The organism is Rubritalea tangerina (assembly GCF_042683245.1).
Classification (GTDB): Bacteria; Verrucomicrobiota; Verrucomicrobiia; order Verrucomicrobiales; family Akkermansiaceae; genus Rubritalea; species Rubritalea tangerina.
Genome location: NZ_JBHUJB010000035.1, coordinates 123,258 through 142,806, shown reverse-complemented (window position 1 = coordinate 142,806; position 19,549 = coordinate 123,258). Strand labels below are relative to the sequence as shown.

Annotated in this window: 21 protein-coding genes; 18 read left to right on the top strand and 3 right to left on the bottom strand. The window is 45.4% G+C overall.

From position 1 onward, the window contains the following. Window positions 1-32: 32 nt before the first annotated feature. Together ACFSW8_RS08805 and ACFSW8_RS08800 are read right to left on the bottom strand one after the other, a co-directional pair. A complete protein-coding gene (locus ACFSW8_RS08805; protein ID WP_377087328.1) occupies window positions 33-917 on the bottom strand; it encodes a polyprenyl synthetase family protein in 885 nt (294 codons plus the stop codon). 86 nt (window positions 918-1,003) lie between these two features. After that, window positions 1,004-2,005, bottom strand: a complete 1,002-nt coding sequence (locus ACFSW8_RS08800; RefSeq protein ID WP_377087326.1) for an aspartate-semialdehyde dehydrogenase — start codon at window positions 2,003-2,005, stop codon at window positions 1,004-1,006. A 498-nt stretch (window positions 2,006-2,503) separates the two neighbouring features. On the opposite strand from ACFSW8_RS08800, the gene ACFSW8_RS08795 reads away from it, so the two are divergent. Beyond that, window positions 2,504-2,641 (top strand): hypothetical protein, encoded by a 138-nt coding sequence (locus ACFSW8_RS08795; protein WP_377178002.1) that lies wholly within the window; start codon window positions 2,504-2,506, stop codon window positions 2,639-2,641. Window positions 2,642-2,801: 160 nt separating this feature from the next. Here ACFSW8_RS08795 and ACFSW8_RS08790 read toward each other — a convergent pair whose 3' ends face one another. Then, window positions 2,802-2,993, bottom strand: a complete 192-nt coding sequence (locus ACFSW8_RS08790) for a hypothetical protein (RefSeq protein ID WP_377178000.1) — start codon at window positions 2,991-2,993, stop codon at window positions 2,802-2,804. 191 nt (window positions 2,994-3,184) lie between these two features. Between ACFSW8_RS08790 and ACFSW8_RS08785 the strand changes: the two genes are divergently transcribed. The 17 genes from ACFSW8_RS08785 (at window position 3,185) to ACFSW8_RS08705 (ending at window position 19,529) form a co-directional block, all read left to right on the top strand. Continuing rightward, window positions 3,185-3,619: a GbsR/MarR family transcriptional regulator gene (locus ACFSW8_RS08785; protein WP_377177998.1), complete on the top strand. Its 435-nt coding sequence runs from the start codon at window positions 3,185-3,187 to the stop codon at window positions 3,617-3,619. Further along, window positions 3,619-4,149 (top strand): transcription termination/antitermination protein NusG, encoded by a 531-nt coding sequence (gene nusG / locus ACFSW8_RS08780; protein ID WP_377087316.1) that lies wholly within the window; start codon window positions 3,619-3,621, stop codon window positions 4,147-4,149. The genes ACFSW8_RS08785 and nusG overlap by 1 nt, the downstream gene beginning before the upstream one ends. A gap of 358 nt (window positions 4,150-4,507) precedes the next feature. Beyond that, window positions 4,508-4,756: a DUF2061 domain-containing protein gene (locus tag ACFSW8_RS08775; protein WP_377087312.1), complete on the top strand. Its 249-nt coding sequence runs from the start codon at window positions 4,508-4,510 to the stop codon at window positions 4,754-4,756. Further along, window positions 4,753-5,355, top strand: coding sequence for an adenylyl-sulfate kinase (gene cysC, locus ACFSW8_RS08770; protein ID WP_377087311.1), 603 nt, complete (start codon window positions 4,753-4,755; stop codon window positions 5,353-5,355). The genes ACFSW8_RS08775 and cysC overlap by 4 nt, the downstream gene beginning before the upstream one ends. Before the next feature lie 5 nt (window positions 5,356-5,360). Then, entirely contained in the window at window positions 5,361-6,266 is a 906-nt protein-coding gene (gene cysD / locus ACFSW8_RS08765; protein ID WP_377087310.1) for a sulfate adenylyltransferase subunit CysD, read from the top strand. Window positions 6,267-6,306: 40 nt separating this feature from the next. Then, window positions 6,307-7,551: a sulfate adenylyltransferase subunit CysN gene (cysN, locus tag ACFSW8_RS08760; RefSeq protein WP_377087309.1), complete on the top strand. Its 1,245-nt coding sequence runs from the start codon at window positions 6,307-6,309 to the stop codon at window positions 7,549-7,551. 238 nt (window positions 7,552-7,789) lie between these two features. Next, window positions 7,790-8,974: a DegT/DnrJ/EryC1/StrS family aminotransferase gene (locus tag ACFSW8_RS08755; RefSeq protein ID WP_377087307.1), complete on the top strand. Its 1,185-nt coding sequence runs from the start codon at window positions 7,790-7,792 to the stop codon at window positions 8,972-8,974. Between the two features lie 41 nt (window positions 8,975-9,015). Next, the gene (locus tag ACFSW8_RS08750; RefSeq protein WP_377087306.1) at window positions 9,016-9,948 is read left to right on the top strand and encodes a UDP-glucuronic acid decarboxylase family protein; all 933 of its coding nucleotides are present in this window, start codon (window positions 9,016-9,018) and stop codon (window positions 9,946-9,948) included. 8 nt (window positions 9,949-9,956) lie between these two features. Next, the gene (locus ACFSW8_RS08745) at window positions 9,957-10,739 is read left to right on the top strand and encodes a WecB/TagA/CpsF family glycosyltransferase (protein ID WP_377087304.1); all 783 of its coding nucleotides are present in this window, start codon (window positions 9,957-9,959) and stop codon (window positions 10,737-10,739) included. Further along, window positions 10,733-11,737, top strand: coding sequence for a UDP-N-acetylglucosamine 4,6-dehydratase (inverting) (pseB, locus tag ACFSW8_RS08740; protein WP_377087303.1), 1,005 nt, complete (start codon window positions 10,733-10,735; stop codon window positions 11,735-11,737). Before ACFSW8_RS08745 ends, pseB begins: the two co-directional genes overlap by 7 nt. An 18-nt stretch (window positions 11,738-11,755) precedes the next feature. Continuing rightward, the gene (pseC, locus tag ACFSW8_RS08735) at window positions 11,756-12,943 is read left to right on the top strand and encodes a UDP-4-amino-4,6-dideoxy-N-acetyl-beta-L-altrosamine transaminase (RefSeq protein WP_377087300.1); all 1,188 of its coding nucleotides are present in this window, start codon (window positions 11,756-11,758) and stop codon (window positions 12,941-12,943) included. Further along, window positions 12,940-13,485 carry a GNAT family N-acetyltransferase gene (locus ACFSW8_RS08730; RefSeq protein ID WP_377087298.1) on the top strand — a complete coding sequence of 182 codons (546 nt, stop codon included), beginning with the start codon at window positions 12,940-12,942 and terminating at the stop codon, window positions 13,483-13,485. Before pseC ends, ACFSW8_RS08730 begins: the two co-directional genes overlap by 4 nt. A 15-nt stretch (window positions 13,486-13,500) precedes the next feature. Then, complete coding sequence (locus tag ACFSW8_RS08725; RefSeq protein WP_377087296.1) at window positions 13,501-14,382, top strand: aldo/keto reductase; 882 nt, start codon at window positions 13,501-13,503, stop codon at window positions 14,380-14,382. A 4-nt stretch (window positions 14,383-14,386) separates the two neighbouring features. Beyond that, window positions 14,387-16,447, top strand: a complete 2,061-nt coding sequence (locus ACFSW8_RS08720; RefSeq protein WP_377177996.1) for an aminotransferase class III-fold pyridoxal phosphate-dependent enzyme — start codon at window positions 14,387-14,389, stop codon at window positions 16,445-16,447. 8 nt (window positions 16,448-16,455) lie between these two features. Then, window positions 16,456-18,135 (top strand): UDP-2,4-diacetamido-2,4,6-trideoxy-beta-L-altropyranose hydrolase, encoded by a 1,680-nt coding sequence (gene pseG, locus ACFSW8_RS08715; RefSeq protein WP_377087295.1) that lies wholly within the window; start codon window positions 16,456-16,458, stop codon window positions 18,133-18,135. A 232-nt stretch (window positions 18,136-18,367) separates the two neighbouring features. Continuing rightward, window positions 18,368-18,853, top strand: coding sequence for a formyl transferase (locus ACFSW8_RS08710; RefSeq protein WP_377177994.1), 486 nt, complete (start codon window positions 18,368-18,370; stop codon window positions 18,851-18,853). Beyond that, on the top strand, window positions 18,840-19,529 hold the full coding sequence (locus ACFSW8_RS08705; RefSeq protein WP_377087292.1) for a PIG-L deacetylase family protein: 690 nt from the start codon (window positions 18,840-18,842) through the stop codon (window positions 19,527-19,529). Before ACFSW8_RS08710 ends, ACFSW8_RS08705 begins: the two co-directional genes overlap by 14 nt. Window positions 19,530-19,549 lie beyond the last annotated feature (20 nt).

Genomic DNA, 19,549 nt, shown 5'->3' with positions numbered 1-19,549 from the left:
TAAGATTTGGGTCTGCGGAAGTGTCTGCTTGTTTAAAATTCTCGCTCTAGCATATAGCGCGCAATTTCATCAAGGCGGCGACCTTTTTCGCCGAATGGCTTGATAGCATCAAGGGCTAGCTTCGTGAGACGCGCGGCTTCCTTTTTTGATTCTTCAAGTCCGAGGATAGCTGGGTAGGTAGATTTATCTACTGCTTCATCTTTGCCTGCGGTTTTTCCGAGTTGCTCAGTAGTTTGAGTGACATCGAGGATGTCATCGATGACTTGAAATGCGAGTCCTAGGTTATAGCCGAAGTCGGTGAGGGCCTGAAGTTGTTCAGGGCTACAGTTGGCACTCATGCCACCTAACCTGAGTGAGCTGCACAGCAGGGCTGCAGTTTTGGCTTCATGAATCTGTATCAGCTGTTGGAGGTTCAATTTCTGACCTTCGCCTTCGAGGTCGAGGACTTGCCCGCCGATGAGTTTCTTACTTCCACCTGTCTCTGAGAGCTCGGAGACAAAGTGGGATGCGTTGTATAAGGGAGTTTGAGGTGTCTGAGCTACAATGGTGAACGCCTCAGTGAGAAGGGCATCACCAGTCAGGACTGCAACACCTTCGCCATAGACAACGTGAGAAGTTGGGCGACCACGTCTTAAATCGTCATCATCCATACAGGGGAGGTCGTCATGTACCAGTGAGTATGTGTGCATGACTTCTACAGCACATGCTGGATACAATGCTGCTTCTTGAGCACCTCCGCAGGCTTCTGCTGCAGCTAGGCAAAGGATGGGGCGTAAACGTTTACCTCCGGCAAACATGCTGTAGCGCATGGCTTGATGGATCGTGGCTGGGGCTGTTTCCGAGGAGGGAAGGAGCTGATCGAGTTTGGTGTCTACGACTTCCTGCTGGTTTTTGAGCCAAATTTTAAGGTCACTCATATTGTGAACCTCGTAGCTCCGAATGGAGCAACGAGGTGGTGTTTAATTTAATACATTTACGCAGTCGATATGGACTGGTGAGGAGGTTAGAGGATTTCAGCTATTTGGACTGCGTTTAGGGCAGCCCCTTTACGGACCTGGTCACCAACAACCCACAGAGCTAAGGCCTTATCGATGACTTTATCTTTACGGATGCGGCCGACGAGACAGTCATCCTTTAAGGTTGTATCGAGCGGTGTAGGGAAGAGGTTGTTGGATGGGTCGTCCTTTGCATCTACTCCTGGATAATTAGCAAAGATTCCACGTGCCTCTTCGACACTTGGTTCATTTTCAAATGCTGCAGTGATCGACACGGAATGAGAGCGGTAGACGGGAACCCGCACGCAGGTGCAAGTGACTTTTAGTTCAGGAAGGTTAAGAATCTTACGTGATTCATTGAGCATCTTTAATTCTTCTTTGGTGTAGTGATCTGGTTGGAACACATCCACCTGAGGGATCACATTGAAAGCAATTTGGGTTGGGTAGACCTCTGAGACGATCTCTTCGCCCTTGGCGATAGCTTCACATTGCTGTTTAAGTTCGGCGATGCCTTGAGCTCCTGAGCCAGAAACGGCCTGATAGGAGGATGCAATGATGGACTTGAGACCGTATTTTTTATGGAGAGGGAAGAGAGCCATCAAGGAGATGATGGTTGTGCAGTTGGGGTTTGCGATGATCCCCTTTGATGCTTGTTGGGCTGCTTCCGGGTTGATTTCGGGCACGATAAGTGGGACCTCATCATCCATGCGGTATGCGGATGAGTTGTCAATGACTGTGGCTCCGGCTTTGGCTGCGGAAGGCGCGAATTCAAGTGATGTGCTGCCACCTGCTGCAAAGAGTGCGATGTCGACCCCATCAAAGGAGTTGTGCGTTAACTCTTTGACGATAATGTCTTTACCTTGGAAAGAAATGGTTTTGCCCGCAGAGCGTGCAGAGGCGAGCAATGTGAGCTCGCTTATGGGGAAGGCACGCTGGTCGAGACAAGCGAGCATTTCTTCACCTACGGCTCCAGTGGCGCCGACGATAGCGATGTGTTTAGCTTCTTTCATGGTATTAGGAACTCAGTTTTTGAGTGGGCGGGCAGGATACTTGGGAAATCTAAATTGGCAATGCTTGTTCTTGTCATTGGGGCGAGCTGAAAGAAAATCTGTGACGGTATCGTTTCTAGCTTGCATCTAGCAGAAATTTCTACTAGAGTGTAAAACAATGTTAGATGATGCCGTGAAGGTATTGTCATCAAAATCAAAAATACGATCCATGAAGTCTATCAAACTCGTCTTACTTGCCGTTGCAGCCGTGGGCTGTGTGTCACTCACATCTTGCGGGAGTAATGCAGCTTCTGAGCCGCCAGTTTATGTAGCACCAACTAAATAAATTACCTCATGAAACTTCTTAAAGCTTTTGTCTATGCTGCAGTAGCAGCGTCAGTATCTTTCCTTAGTTCTTGCTGCGGATGCATGTAAGGCTGAGGGATATGTGCGTTATTCGCACGCATCCTAAACGTGAGACCGAGTGGTCTCGTAAAAACAACAAAACCAATAAATACTATGAAATTCGTTAAAATTATTGCACTCGCAGCAGCAGCAGCTGGTATCGCACTTTCTACTTCTTGCGGTTCCACTGGTTCCGGCTCATGTGGTTCTTCTCCAGAACCAGCACCAGTGCCAGTAATGCCAAGCAAGTAATTGTTTAGCAATTCGACTAAAGCGGGCTTTCCATTAGGGAGCCCGCTTTTTTCTTGCGCTCACGTATGGGGTGCGCAATATGCACTGCGAAATATAAATCACTCTATGAAAGCACTACGTATTCTAACAATCGCTTCCGCTGCAGTAGCAACTGTACTTCTTAGCTCTTGTGGATGTTGTACTGGTGAGGCGGCAGCTCCACCACTTCGTCCACTTCCACAGTTTGCTGATATTCCAGTAGCGCCAACGAAGTAATTTTATTTGAGCCGTTGGGGTTTATGGACCTCAACGGCTTTTTTTGTGATGAGTAGGGCTTTGTTGGCAATTGCGATGGTTTTATCTCTGGCTTCATGTCAGACGATTGGCAGGACGATGCAGGTGCCTGGGAATATGATGCAGTCTATAGGGCGTTCTGCGGGTTTGGCTGCATGTGAGCGGGATATTGAGGGTGAGTGTCAAGTAGATGCCGAGAGTGTGCTACGCGATTAAGAATTTATGGCGAGTGAGCTGAGCCAGAATAATATTTCAGATTTTGAAAGGGGGGTGGTAGCCATATTCGCTGACGGAGTGCGAGTGATTGGTTTGCCAAGGTCAGTAGGTGAAATCTATGGGATCTTGTTTATTAAAGAAGAGCCCTTATCGTTAGATGACTTAGTTAAGCTATTAGGTGTTAGTAAGGGGACGGCTAGTCAGGGCTTGAAGATGTTGAGGACCTTGGGGGCGATTAAGGAGGTGGCTCACGAAGAGTCTAGGAAGACTTATTACAAGGCTGATGTAGAGCTGAAGAGTTTAGTTGGAGGCTTTATCCGAGAAGAAATTCGCCCTCACTTGCAAAGTGCTGAGCTCAAAGTTAAAACTCTCAGAGAGCTTGCAGTGCATGAGGGGGAGTTTAGTGTGGATAGAGTGGAGCGATTAGATCAGTGGCGTAAGAGAGCTACCTTTCTATTGCCAATTCTGCAGAAATTATTGTCGAGTTAATGGAATCTGAAGAATTAGAGTGGTTTGTAGTACGTTCCCAGCCAAAGCGTGAGAGAGTGGCTGCGAAAAACTTACGAGAGAGTCTTGAGTTAGAAGTGGTGTGTCCTTTGGTGAAGTTTCAGAAGGGTACCCGAAGAGGTAAGGTTTGGTGGGTGGAAGCGATGTTTCCAGGGTATTTGTTTGCTAGATTCAATAGAAATACTCAAGAGAGGGCTGTGCGTTACACTCAGGGGGTGCTGTCACTCGTTCAATTCGGTATGCACATGCCAAGTATTTCGGAGAAGTTTATTGATTCCTTGAAGCAAGAGTTGGGGGATCAAGAAGAGGTTGTGATAGCTCATGGCGTGGAAATTGGGGAGCAGTTTGAATTGGCTGATGGGCCACTTAGGGGTGAAATGGGTGACGTTGTTGAGATTCTTCCAGGAAAAGAACGTGTGCGTTTACTGGTGGAATTTATAGGAGGAAGTAGAGAGGTGGAAGTGGATCTAATGTCACTTTTGTTGCCAGGGCGCCCAGGTGCAAAGTCCTGACGATGCGGGCTTTCGGGGGCTAGTTTGATTGAGCACAGGGAGCGGGTGCATGCATTGGTAAAGGGCTTGGCATGGTTTTCGGTGAGCATTTGTAGGATGTTGGTCTAATATTGTTCATTTTTATTTGAACTTTTTTTTTAGCCTGCTCTTGTTCCCTGTGGTTAATGACTTAATGGCATTTTCCTTCACAATAGAGCATAGAGTGAGATTGGTTTCCGAAAATAATCAGGATCGACCAAGGGCGGCAGCTTTTTTGGAGCTTGAGGAGGGTTCGAGTGTTAATCATTACTAAATTAGGCAACTTAAGAAAGAAATAATTCTTGCCAAATAAGTGACGTGGGCGTAAGTCAGCGGCGCGATGAACGAGCCACAGGGAGACAGTAGAAGAATAAGTGTGATGAAGGGTATCACATGGCGTTGTTTAGCAACGTTGACGACTTATTTAATCGCGTGGCTGTGGACTGGGGAGACTGAGACAGCAGGAAAGATAGCTGCAGTAGAGTTTTTTTTGAAGTTTCTCATATATTACATGCATGAACGATTTTGGCAGTGGTTGCCAAGGCAAGGTGCAGAGTGGAAGGCAAAATTTAGCAAAGTCGAGGCATGAATCATATTTATCCAGAATACGAAAGGCAGCTTTCTCAAGCTGCGAAAGAGGAGCTTTTGGGGCAAAAAGGGCTTGTGGTTTGGATGTATGGTTTGTCAGGGTCTGGCAAATCGACGATTGCCAATGCTGCTGAAAAAGCTCTACACAACCAAGGGCGTCTGGTGACCATGTTAGACGGTGATAATCTACGCAGTGGACTGAATGCTGGACTTGGGTTTAGTGACGAAGACCGTAAGGAAAACATACGTAGAGCTGCAGAGGTGGCTAAGTTGTTGCGCCACAATGGAGCCATTGTCTTGGTATCATTGATAACGCCGCAAAACGTTTTTCGTAAGCAAGTGCGGGATATTTTAGGTGACACGCACTACCTCGAAGTTTACGTGAAGGCTTCCTTCGAAACCTGTCAGGAGAGGGATGTTAAGGGGCTTTATGCGAAAGCGAAAGATGGCAAAGTAGCAAACTTCTCGGGTAAATCGTCGACTTTTGAGGATCCTGATAATGCAGATCTCATCATCGACACTGAAAGTCTCAGTGTTGAAGATAGTGTGGGGTTATTGCTGAAGCGTGTCATGCCTCAGATTGAAATCATTTCTAAATAAGTATTATGTCAAATTATCAACTCAGCCACTTAAAGCAGCTTGAAGCTGAGGCAATTTATGTCTTACGCGAGACTGCGGCACAGTTTGAAAATCCGGCTCTTCTTTTTTCTGGAGGGAAGGACTCTATTGTAATGGCGCATCTTGCGTACAAAGCGTTTCACCCAGCAAGGATTCCATTTCCATTGGTGCACGTAGATACTGGCCACAACTTTCCTGAAACTATTGAGTTTCGAGACAAATATGCGGAAAAGATCGGTGCGAGACTAGTGATTGGTTCCGTTCAGAAGTCGATTGATGAGGGCCGGGTGCAAGAGGAGACTGGTCCAGATGCGAGCCGTAACGCTCTACAGACTGTGACATTGTTGGACACGATTGAAGAAAACGAGTACGACGCTTGTTTGGGGGGTGGTCGTAGAGATGAAGAGAAAGCTCGAGCGAAAGAGCGCTTCTTCTCGCACCGCAATGATTTCGGTGAATGGGATCCTAAAAATCAACGTCCTGAGCTGTGGAATTTATTTAATGGTCGCAAGCAACAAGGCGAGCATTTTCGAGTATTCCCGTTGTCTAACTGGACTGAGATGGATATCTGGCAGTACATCAAAGAGGAAAATATTGAGCTTCCGAGTTTGTACTTTGCTGCCGAGCGCGAGTGCATCACGCGAAAAGGGACGATTCTTGCTATATCAGAATTTGTGTCACCTCGTGATGGCGAAGTGGTAGAGAAGAAGAGCATTCGTTTCCGCACTATGGGAGATGCGACCATCACTGGTGCCGTTGAGTCCACAGCGACGGATTACGAGGCGATTATTGAGGAGGTGGCTGCTGCGAGACAGACAGAGCGGGGGAACCGTGCTGATGATAAGCGTTCTGAGACCTCGATGGAAGACCGTAAAAAAGAAGGTTATTTTTAGGCCGATTAGACACTTTCAACTTTTATAAATTACAATTCTTATGGATTTATTACGTTTCACAACAGCAGGTTCCGTTGATGATGGTAAGTCAACACTCATCGGGCGCTTGCTCTATGATTCAAAATCAATTTTCGAAGACCAGTTAGAAGCTGTAGAGACCAGCTCTAAAAAGCGTGGTGACGAGGAAGTAAACCTCGCATTGTTAACTGATGGTCTCAAAGCTGAGCGCGAGCAAGGGATTACAATTGATGTAGCTTATCGTTATTTTGCGACACCAAAGCGCAAGTTTATCATTGCTGATACACCAGGACATATTCAGTACACACGGAATATGGTCACTGGTGCTTCGACTGCGGACATGGCGATCATTTTGATTGATGCTCGCAAAGGGGTTATTGAGCAGACTAAGCGCCATACTTTTATTGCGAATTTGCTGCGTATTCAACACGTTGTTGTGGCTGTCAATAAAATGGACCTCGTTGATTACTCTGAGGAGCGTTACAACGAGATCGTCACTGAATATCGTGAGTTAGCGAGCCGTTTAGGTAATTTGGTAGACATCACGACTATTCCGATTTCAGCGTTGCGTGGCGATAATGTGGTCGATAAGTCAGAGAATATGCCATGGTATGAAGGTGGTAGTCTTCTGTACCACCTTGAAAATGTCTACGTTGGTGGTGTTGAAAACCATGTGGAAGCGCGATTCCCTGTGCAATGGGTGATTCGTCCTCACTCTAATGAGTGGCATGACTTCCGTGGATTTGCTGGACGAGTTGCGGGTGGGGTGTTTAAGCCCGGTGATGAGGTTCTTGCCTTGCCTTCTGGCTTCAAGAGCATTGTAAAATCTGTGCACACGGCTGACGGTGAAATCGCTGAAGCCTATGCGCCTCAATCAGTAACGATCACGTTAGATGATGAAATTGATATTTCACGTGGTGATATGATCGTGAAGCCGAATAGCCCACCGAGATCGACTCAAGATCTTGAGGCAATGGTGTGCTGGTTCTCCGAGCGCCCTCTAGCAGTGCGAGGTAAATACATTATCCGACATACTGAGCAGGAAACAAAGGCTGTTATCCAGTCGCTTGATTATCAGGTAGATGTGAACACCTTTCACAAGCAGGATGATGTGCAAACTCTAAGCATGAATGACATTGGCCGTATACAATTACGTACCGCCAAGGCTCTTCATGTTGATCCCTATAACAAGAACCGTCATACTGGTTCTTTCATTCTCATCGACGCTGCCACAAACGAAACTGTGGCTGCTGGTATGATTATTTAACTTTTTGAGCCCGCCAGAATTCCACTGGCGGGCTCAAGACTTTTTATTATAAGCGACTTGTTGCTTATATTTGTGCTTAGATTTTAGCTAACTCAGTCAGTGTTAAGGTTTCTTGCTGAATGAAATGCGAGTGCTGACTTTGCTGTGTGAGGTTTTTGTAGACTTATGCCCAGAAACCCCAGTAAAAGAAGGCATCGGGACAAGTGATTCCGAATCCTAAACTATAGAGAATGTTTTCATGCCTGTTCCTCTTTTAGACGTCAATGCCCAGAACCTCCCACTTCAAGAAGAATTGAGAGAGACATTTGATCGAGTGCTTCAATCTGGTCGTTTTATCATGGGCGAGGAAATGGAGGCCTTTGAGAGTGAGGTAGCCCAGATGGTGGGGGCTAAGCACGCAATCAGCGTGTCGTCAGGCACTGATGCTATTTTGCTCGCGCTGATGGCGTTAGAGATTGGGCCTGGCGATGAGGTGCTTTGTCCATCCTTCACATTTTTTGCTACAGCTGGATGCATTGCCAGAACTGGAGCGACTCCAGTTTTTGTGGATAGTTGTCCTGTTTGTTTTAACATTGACGTTAACGATGCAAAGAGGAAGTTGAGCAGCAAAACTAAAGCGATCATTCCAGTTCATCTGTTTGGTCAATCTGCAGCAATGGATGAAGTCTTGGCGTTTGCTGGAGAGAATTCATTGAGAGTGATTGAGGATGGTGCACAAGCAATAGGAGCAAAGTATAAAGGTAAGGCGGTCGGGACTCTGGGAGATTTTGGAACGTATTCGTTTTTTCCCTCAAAAAATCTCGGAGGCTTCGGAGATGCAGGGATGTTGGTCACCAATGATTCACAACTTGCCGAGAAAGCGTTGATGCTCCGAAATCATGGGATGCAGCCAAAGTATTATCACAAGTATGTCGGTGGTAATTTCCGCTGTGATGCTCTGCAAGCTGCCTTACTGCGTGTGAAGTTGCGCGAGTACCACCATTACACAGCTAAGCGACAAGCGAATGCTGAATATTACTTGGAGCACTTGCTCCGAATTGATGGAATAGAGCAAGCTTCAGCATCGGATTGTGGGTGTTTCGAGCAGCAAAATGCGCAGCTCAAGGCAAGCCAAGCGAAACTCGTTCTTCCTGTAGCCTACGAGTATAACGAGCATATCTGGAACCAATTCACTATCCGAGTCCTTGATGGGAAAAGAGAGGCGTTGAGGCAGTATCTCATAGAGTCGGGCATCGGGTGTGATACCTATTATCCTGTTCCCTTACATCAGCAGGAATGCTTTTCAGGCCTGGCATCTACCGGCTTGCCAATCTGCGAGCAACTTGCAGGAGAAGTTATCAGTATCCCCATATACCCAGAGCTCACAAAGGAACAAAAAGACGAAGTGATTGAGGCTATTACTGACTTCATAGCAGCCGATTGATGAATTGTACTGTACTTCCTTAAATAATAACAAAAAATCTTATGCGTATTTTAGTAACAGGAGGGGCTGGTTTCCTTGGCTCTCATCTTTGTGAACGCCTTCTTGATGAAGGTAATGAAGTGATTTGCCTAGATAACTTCTATACTGGCTTTAAGCGTAATATCGCACACCTCTTGCCTAATCCTAACTTTGAGTTGATGCGACATGATGTGATTGATCCATTTAAAGTGGAAGTGGATCAAATCTATAACTTAGCGTGTCCAGCCTCACCTCCTCATTACCAACATAACCCAATTAAGACTACTAAGACCTCAGTGATGGGGGCTATTAATTCCTTGGGCTTAGCCAAGCGTGTGAAAGCCCGAGTATTTCAGGCATCCACATCAGAAGTATATGGTGACCCCAGAGTGCACCCTCAACCTGAAGCATATTGGGGGAACGTGAATCCTATAGGAATTAGATCATGTTACGATGAAGGAAAGCGAGTGGCCGAGACACTATTTTTCGATTACCATCGTCAGAATGGTGTGGATATTCGCATCGTTCGAATTTTTAACACGTATGGACCGCGAATGAATCCAGATGATGGTCGTGTGGTTTCAAACTTCATTGTGCAAGCGTTGCGGGGGCAAGATATTACGATCTATGGTGAAGGTACGCAGACACGATCGTTTTGTTATGTTGATGATCTCATTGAAGGGTTTGTCAGACTGATGGATCAAGATAAGGTCACAGGACCCATTAATATTGGTAACCCAGGTGAGTTTACGATGTTAGAACTAGCTGAGAAAGTTCTAGCTAAAGTGGGAGGCAAATCCAAGTTAACCTTTCATCCACTCCCTGGAGATGATCCAAAACAGCGTCAGCCAGACATCACTCTTGCAAAGCAGCATCTCGATTGGCAGCCGACAGTTTCTCTGGACGAGGGCTTAGATAAAACGATTGCCTATTTTAGAGAGCTGCTTCAAAAATAAGTCCGATTTTGTCTCAAAACCCCAATATTAAGACCGTCGACGTTATTGGCCTTCCGGTTGCTGTAGTAGATTACCGATCAGCTATTGATTGGGTTTTCGAGAAAGCTCGCTTAGCCGATAGGGCTTACGCTATCGAGGCGGCGAACACTCATGTGGCAGCTCTAGCGAGGCATGAAGCTGAGTTTGGTGAGGTCATGCAACAATTCGACCTCATTTGCCCAGATGGGATGCCCCTAGTGTGGGCGATCAATAGGGAATTACGTAAACATAACGAGCGAGCTTTATCTGATAGAGTCTATGGGCCAACACTTATGGTTGAGTCCATTAAAGCCTCTGAAGGCCAAGAAGATCTGAAGCATTTTTTTTTAGGAGGTTCTCCTTCAACTCTTAAGAAGTTAGAGCAACGTTTTTCAGATGAACATCCAGCTGCAAAGATTGTGGGGTCATACTCTCCTCCATTTGGAGAATGGTCAGAAGATGAGTTTGAACGAATCAAAGATAGAATACGAGAATCTGGGGCAAACCTCGTGTGGGTTGGCCTCGGCTGCCCCAAACAAGAAAGGTGGATAGCCAAACATAAAGATGTGCTCCCAGGTGGCTGTTATTTTGGTGTCGGAGCGGCTTTTGCTTTTCATGCTGGAGAGGTTGATCAAGCTCCACCCATTATACAGAAGTATGGTTTGGAGTGGCTATATCGTTTGATCAAAGAGCCGAGGAGGTTGTGGAAGAGGTATTTTAAATATAATTCTTTGTTTTTATATTTTTACATTAGAGGTATAAAGCTATGTTAAATGGAAAAAGTGTATTGATTACAGGAGGGACAGGTTCTCTTGGTAAGGAACTTGCAAGTACGATTTTATCGAAGTGGCCAGACGTGAAGCGCTTGATCATTTTTTCTCGTGACGAACAAAAGCAGTTTCAGATGGCTCAGGACTTTCCTGTAGAGAAGTATCCGTCGATTCGCTATTTTATTGGAGATGTCCGAGATCTTGAGCGCTTGAAGCGAGCATTTAACGATGTAGATGCAGTGGTACATGCTGCAGCTATGAAGCATGTGCACATTGCTGAGTATAACCCCGATGAGTGTGTTAAGACCAATATAGGAGGAGCTGAGAATGTGATTAAAGCAGCTTTAAGTTGTGGGGTGAAGGATGTGGTTGCGCTCTCTACAGATAAGGCTTGTGCGCCAATTAATTTATATGGAGCAACCAAGCTCGCATCCGATAAATTATTTATTGCGGCAAATAATATTAGAGGAAAGCAAGATATTAGGTTCTCAGTTGTACGTTATGGAAATGTTATGGGATCTAATGGTTCGGTTATACCCTTTTTTATGAAGAAGCGTGGGGAAGGGGTTCTTCCGATAACAGATAGTCGGATGACTCGTTTCAATATTTCTTTAGAGGATGGAGTAGCCATGGTTTTACATGCGCTGGAAAACGCCTGGGGTGGTGAGCTTTATGTTCCTAAGATTCCATCCTACAGAATAACTGATGTCGCAGAGGCCATTGGTCCAGAGTGCGAGAAACCGGAGATAGGTATTCGCCCCGGTGAGAAAATACATGAGGAAATGATCACAAGTTCTGATTCATTTACGACTTATGATTTAGGGAATTATTTTGTGATATTGCCACAAACTCCTAGCTGGGATTTGGAGGAATTCAAATCAGCCTTTAATGCAAAGGCCGTGCCTGTGGGCTTCTCATACAGCTCTGGTTCTAACGACAGTTTTTTAAGTGTCGAGGAGATGCGAGGAGAGATAGAGAAGCATGTAGGGCCTCTTCAATAACTCATAGATCAAGAAATAGTGATTCCATACGGTAAACAGAATATAACGGAAAGCGACATTAAGGCTGTTATTGAGGTATTCTCGTCAGATTTTCTAACATGCGGGCCAAAAGTTGAAGAGTTTGAGAAAGCTTTTGCTGAATATGTTGGGGTGAAGCATGCGATTGCTGTTTCCAATGGGACTGCTGCATTGCATCTTGCGCTTTTAGTTGCTGGGGTAGGGCAGGGTGATAGGGTGATTACATCACCGAATACGTTTTTAGCATCAGCGAATTGCGCCGCATTTGTCGGGGCGACCCCTGATTTTTGTGATATTGACCCTGACACGTATGCAATGAGTTTCCCTGCTTTATGTGACATGTGGCAGAGTGATGTCAAAGCGGTGATACCCGTGGCGTATGCGGGTCAATCTGCTGACATGGAAAACATCTATGCCTATGCGAAGCAGAGAGGAGCAGTGGTTATCGAGGATGCGTGTCATGGTACAGGGGGGGCTATAGATCGAGGTGGGCAAAGTTGGAAGTTAGGCGGGCACCCATGGGCTGACATGACGACATTTAGTTTTCACCCAGTGAAAACGATGACTACAGGAGAGGGGGGGATGTTGGTGACGAATGATGATCAGTACGCTGCGAAAGCGCGTCAACTTCGGACCCACGGTATGACACGTGAGGAATCTGAGTTTACCGGTTTAGGTGGAGAAAGTGAGGCTTTTGATGAAAAGGGGCCATGGTATTATGAAATGCATGATTTAGGATACAATTATCGCATTACAGACATGCAATGTGCGCTAGGTTTAAGCCAGCTCTCTCGACTGGATTCATTTGTCAGGCGGAGGCAAGAAATAGTGAGTCTCTACAATGAGCAGCTTGAGGGTGTATTCTGTGTTCAGACACCCAAGCAAAAATCTGCGAAGGATGATGTATCTTGGCATTTATATACTCTGCAGATCGATTTTAAGAAGGTCGGTAAAAGCCGCACGCGAGTGATGAGTGAGCTGAGAGATGAGGGGATTGGGAGTCAAGTGTTGTACATACCAGTTTATCTGCAGCCGTGGTATCGCGAGGTTTATGGATATGCTTTAGGTAAGTGTAAGGCTGCTGAAAACTTTTATGAAAAAGCTTTGAGTTTGCCGTTGTTTCCAGCAATGTCAGATGGCGACGTATATCATATTACGGCTAAACTTAGGGAAATTTTAACAGCATGAGTGATTCTATTTTTTTAGATGGTAATTCGGTCTTTTTAAGAAAGCTTTCACTTGATGATGTGACAGTTAGATACGAGAGATGGCTGAATGACCGGGCTGTGACAGAGTATTTAGAAGTGGGCTCCTTTCCTAACACAATTTCTGATATTCAAAGCTTTGTTGCAGACACTAATAAGAATTCCAACATGTTATTTTTAGGGATTTTTTTGAAAGAGAATGATGAGCATGTAGGGAATATCAAGCTAGGTCCTATCGATTGGGTTCACCGCCGAGCTGAGTTAGGGATCATGGTTGGTGAAGAATCAGCGAGAGGGGTAGGAGTTGGTAAAGAATCCATTGATTTGGTGTTAAGGCATGCATTTTCAAGGTTAAACTTACATAGAGTTTCATTGGGTGTTATTGCTGATCATATCGGAGCAATCCGTTGTTATGAAAAAGTAGGATTTGTGAGAGAAGGGTTGTACAGGGAATCCTTTTTCAAAGATGGGGAGATGTTGGATACTGTGAGGATGGCCATTTTGGCGTCGGATTACCCTATCTAAGGCGACCATACGATTATGAGATTGGTAACAGGGACGGCTCAGTTAGGTCTCGATTACGGAGTGGCAAATGAATCTGGCATGCCAGACATTCATAGAGCGCTTGAAATAGTCGAGCAGAGTTTCAGAAATGGGATCAATTGTTTTGATACAGCGAAGTGCTATGGGGAGGCTGAAAGTGTATTGGGTGAATGTTTTAGTATGCTCTCGTCCGATTATGTTAGAGAAGCTTCAGTTATCACTAAAATTGCTACACTGGGGAGCCGTGAAGAGATTGATTCACAAATACAGGATTCTATCGATAAGCTTCAGCTAGCAAAGCTAGCAGGTGTGATGTTGCATTCACCAAGTGAGTTATACGAGGCGGACGAGGCAGTATTAGAGCACTTTTTTAATTTAACGAACTCAGGAAGTGTTGGGAAGGTAGGCGTATCAGTTTACACTGTAGATGAGGCTGAGCTAGCGGTAGAGAAGTTCGGAGCAAAAATTATACAGGTACCTAGTAATCTGTTTGATAGGTCATTTGTAGATGCTGGTTTTTTTCAGAAATGTCGTGAGAGAGGTGTGAGGGTTTATGTAAGGAGCCTTTTTCTCCAAGGCTTATTTTTTCTACCGCTGACTAGTCCGCAGTTGAAGGGGATACCGGGGGCTCATCAGGCTCTTGTGCTACTTCATGCGTTCTGCGAAAGGCATGCTTGTAGTATTCAGGAACTTTGTTTTGCGGATGCGGCAAGGTTCATGGAGGGGGACTTAGTAATTGGTGCTGAAAAGCCTGAACAATTGTTAAAAAACATAGATTTTGCGAAAAAAGCGGAAAATCGGTTAGATATAGCCGAAGCGTGGAAATCAGAGTTAAATAAGTTGGGTCCAGTTCTGGTGGATCCTCGAAAATGGAGATAATGTGATGAGTGGAAGTAAAGTAGTAGCAATTATTCAAGCTAGATACAGCTCTAGCCGTTTGCCCGGGAAGGTTCTCATGCCTCTGGGGCGGAGAAAGATACTAGAGGAGGTTGTTACGAGAGTAGAATCTGCGAAATTAGTTGATAGTGTAGTTGTGGCTACCTCGACAGATCCAACAGATGATGCGATAGAGGCATTATGTATTGATAGTGGAGTTCCATGTTTCCGAGGGGATTTGGATGATGTTTTAAAGCGTTATTACTCGGCAGCTGTGGCGCATGCAGCCCAGCACGTAGTAAGAATCACAGCTGATTGTCCCCTGTTAGACCCATCAGTAATTGATAAAGTAGTCGACCAGCATTTATTTACAAAAGGAGATTATACTAGTAATATATCACCTCGTTTTTATCCCGACGGACTAGACGTTGAAGTGATTAAGTTTAATGTGTTAAAGAGGTTACACCAAAATGTAAATGATCCCTCATTGAGGGAGCATGTGACTGCGGGGTTACGAAAGGCACTAGAGTCCTATGATACTAGTGCTTTAAGCTCAGATGTAGATTATTCAGATTACCGTTGGACTGTTGATACTGAGGAAGATTACCTTTGGGTGCGCAATGTGATAGAGGCGTTAGGAGATAAATCTTTTGAGATGGGGAATGTTGTTGCATGGGCAACTCAGGAGGGATGCTTAAGAGTTAGCAGTTCAGTCAGAGAGAGCGGTCCTTTATCACCATTTGAGGGGAAAGGTCAGGATTTATATAAAAAAGCGAAACAGCTCATTCCTGGAGGTACGCAGCTTTTGTCCAAGAGACCTGAGATGTTTTTACCTGACAGATGGCCGTCATATTATCAATCGGCTAAGGGAGCTTGGGTGAAGGATTTGGATGGTAGAGGCTATTTAGATATGTCAACTAGTGGTATAGGAAGTTGTATTTTGGGGACATCTGATAGTTATGTTAACGCTAAAGTATGCGAAGCTGTTAGTCGTGGAAGTATGTCTACCTTAAATGCTCCAGAGGAGGTTGCGCTAGCTGAGAAGTTGTGTGCTTTGCATCCATGGGCTGATAGGGTTCGTTATTCTCGAAGTGGTGGTGAAAGTATGGCAATAGCGGTAAGGATTGCTAGGGCCTCAACGAGCAAAGAGGTTGTGCTTTTATGTGGTTATCATGGATGGAGTGATTGGTATTTAGCGACGAATTTAACACACTCTCAGGGTTTAGATCAGTTATTGTTACCAGGCTTAAGTCCGGCAGGTGTGCCTAAGGGGCTTAAGGGGACTGCGGTACCATTTCACTTTAATGATAAGGATGGGTTTGACGCACTTATGGCTGAGCATTCAGGCAGAATAGCAGCAGTGGTAATGGAGCCCCAACGTTATCAAGCTCCAGATGTTGAGTTTTTAAAACACATTCGAGCCAAGGTAGATGATGAGTCTGCAGTGTTAGTCTTTGATGAGATTACATCTGGTTGGCGCAAAAATATTGGCGGTGTTCATCTTTTATACGGGGTGAACCCTGACATAGCGGTATTTGGTAAAGGTTTAAGTAACGGTATAGCTTTTGGAGCCGTTGTGGGACGTGAAGAGGTGATGGAGGCTGCGCAAGATACCTTTATATCATCTACTTATTGGACTGAGAGAATAGGGCCAACAGCAGCGCTTGCGACTATTGACCGGTTTGAGCAACTGAATGCACCAGAATTAATAGAAAAGGCTGGAGTGAGGGTTCAAGAAATCTGGGAATCCCAATTAGGGAAAAGCAGCTTGCGTTTTTCCGTAGGAGATAGGGCAATGGCACCGCTATCGCACATGGCTTTTTGTTATGATGATCAGGCTCTGAATAGAGCGCTGAAGACTTTATGGTGTAAGGAGATGCTGGAGCGTGGAGTTCTGGATAATGGAAGTTTTTATGCAACGTGCGCTCACCAAGAGGAAGAGCTAAGCCACTATGAATCATGTGTAGCTGAGGTAGTAGAGGTATTGGAGCAGAGTCTGCGTGAAGGTTCTGTCTATGATCGTGCAGGCACTTGTTCTCATGGTGGTTTTAGGAGACTTAATTCATGATGCGGGTAATGAAACCATTAGTCATACGTGCTGATGCAGGTGGTCATATTGGGACTGGGCATGTGATGCGCATGATAGCGCTCGCTCAGTCGTATATTAGCCGGGGTGGGCAAGTGACGATAGTGTCGGTGTTCTGTCCCGATCCTATTAGGGAGCGTGTATTGGAATGTGGTATCGATCATGTATTGATCGATCAAGTTGATCTAGGTGGGGCTGATGATGTACGGGCGACAATACAACTCTGTGCAGAACTCTCTGCAGAGTGGATAGTGTTAGATGGTTATCATTTCACTACTGAATATCAGAGAGGAGTCCATGGTAATGGAGTAAAAATACTAGCCGTAGATGATTATGGTCACTGTGAGGAGTGGCATGCAGATGCTGTGCTAAACCAGAATTTAAATTCTGAGGTATGGGCTGAAAGGCGATCGAAGGTGTCAGATACTATGTGGTTATTGGGAGCTCCATTTGCATTATTGCGAGAGGAGTTTCTGCATAGCACTTCTGTACGAGATGAGGTGAGGGGGGCAATTAAAAATGTTCTGATAACGCTGGGTGGTGCGGATCCCGATAATGTTACCTCGAAGGTGTTAAAGTCATTTGATATCAGTGATGTAGAGCCTATGTCTTTGAGAGTGTTAGTTGGTGGGGGCAATGAGAATAAAGAAGAGCTAGAGCTATTAGCTGGGCGATCACGTCACAATGTGGAGTTGTTAGTGAATGTGAGGGATATGCCAGAAATGTATGCATGGGCGGATTATGTAGTTTCTGCAGGGGGGAGTACATGCTGGGAGTGGCTTTATTATGGGCTCAAAGGTGCTGTGATAACCATCGCTAACAACCAGGAGCCGATAGTAGAGGCGTTGAGCGAGCGTAAACTAGCGCTAGACCTAGGCTGGTATTGTGAGAACTGTCCTGAGGCATGGGCTAAGCAACTAGAGAAATGGTTTTCTCAACCAGATCAAACTGTTAGCGGGTCCGTTCGGGAACGAGTGATTGATGGTCACGGGGCAAGCAGAGTGGTCGCTTTGTTGAGTGGGGCTCTATCAATTACAATCGCAACTGCCGAAAAGGGTTGGATGAGGGAAAAAGTAGATATGTTTGCCTCTCAGCTAATGCAGAGAGGATATTCGGTCAAAGTTGTCTATGATATGAATGAGATTGCACCATCAGACATTCTCTTACTCTTGTCATTTTGGAGTATGGTTCCGTCTGAAGTACTTCACCGGAATGTACATAATCTCGTTGTGCATGAGAGTGCTTTACCTGAGGGGAAAGGATGGTCTCCTATGACCTGGCAAGTATTAGAGGGGAAAAGCAAGATACCCGTTACACTCTTTGAGGCTCAGAGCGAGGTGGATTCTGGCCCGATATATTGTCGAAATGAGATACAATTGCGTGGCGATGAATTAGTGGATGAGTTGAGAGAGTTACAAGCATTGGAGACGTTTCACTTATGTGAGGAATTCATAGAGAGTTACCCTCAGCTTGTTACTGATAGAAAACAACAGATTGGAGAGAGTTCATTTTATAGTCGGCGTGGCCCCCAGGACAGTGAACTGGATATAGATCTGAGTTTGAGAGAACAATTTAATCTGTTACGAACAGTAGATAATAAATCGTACCCCGCTTTTTTTAAGCACGAGAGGCAGGAATACATTCTGCATATAGAAAAGCGTAACAAATAATGAACACGGTATGAGTAAAACATACATAATCGCTAGTTCCAGGAGTTGGAATCATAGAAGTATTAAGCGCTTTAGATCTAAAATTGCTGGCAACATAGTTGAGGTGTCTACAGCTGCAGAACTGAAGTCTGCAATAGAAGAGCAGGTTAATGTTAGATATGTATTTTTTCTGCATTGGTCATATTTTGTTCCTGAAGAAATAACTTTAAACTATGAGTGTGTATGTTTCCATATGACAGATGTGCCCTATGGGCGTGGTGGGAGCCCGTTGCAGAATTTGATCGTAAGGGGGCATAGAGACACGATGATGACAGCGTTGCGGATGACAAATGAGTTAGACGCTGGACCTGTGTACATGAAGCGGCATTTGTCATTAGAGGGGGGATCTGCTGAAGAAATATACATACGTGCGGGTATGTTATCGATGGAGATGGTGGTCTCTTTGGTAAATGATGAACCAGATCCGGTGGTACAGGAGGGAGAGGTAACGCATTTCGTACGGCGGACACCTCAGCAGAGTGAGTTGCCAGTGGAAGATATGAGTTTAGAGAGCGTGTTTGATTTCATACGCATGTTGGATGCTGATGGCTATCCTAGGGCGTTTAAGACCATCGGCGGCCTCAAACTAGAGTTTAGCCGGTCAGCCTTAAGGGAGGGGAAAGTGGAGGCAAGTGTAGCGATAAGTATAGATGGGGAAAATGACAATGCAAACGACTGAGAGAAGAGTGCTTGTAGTGGCTGCGCATGCAGATGATGAGATTCTTGGCTGTGGAGGAACCATGGCCAAGCACGTAAGTATGGGGGACAAGGTAGGTGTGCTCTTTATGACTGATGGCGTTGGCGCGAGAAGTGATGAGTGCGACACATGTCATGTTGAGGGGAGGGAAAGTGCGGCACATCAGGCATTGGAAATAATAGGGGCTGAATTGTTAGGCCAATTTGCATTTCCAGATAATGCAATGGATCAAATGGCCCGTATTGAGATCACTCAAGCGATAGAGAGAGTGATAACGGAATACCAGCCAACAATAATCTACACCCATCATGGAGGAGATTTGAACGTGGACCACCGCCGGACATTAGAGTCAGTCTTAACGGCGAGTAGGCCTCAACCAGGGAATGGAGTCTGTGAGATATACAGTTTTGAGGTTGCTTCGAGTACCGCTTGGAAGGGGGTATCATTGACTGATGGTTTTTTACCTAACTATTATGTGAATATTTCAGATCAGCTAGATGTAAAAATGGAAGCATTGAAAGCCTATGAGGATGAGATGCGTGATTTTCCTCATGCACGATCGTATGAGGCCCTTGAGGCATTGGCTCTTTGGAGAGGCTCTCAGGTTGGGCTGCGAGCGGCTGAAGCCTTCATGGTAGAAAGGAAGATTTTATTCTAGGCATTTGATCAAGATTGAAG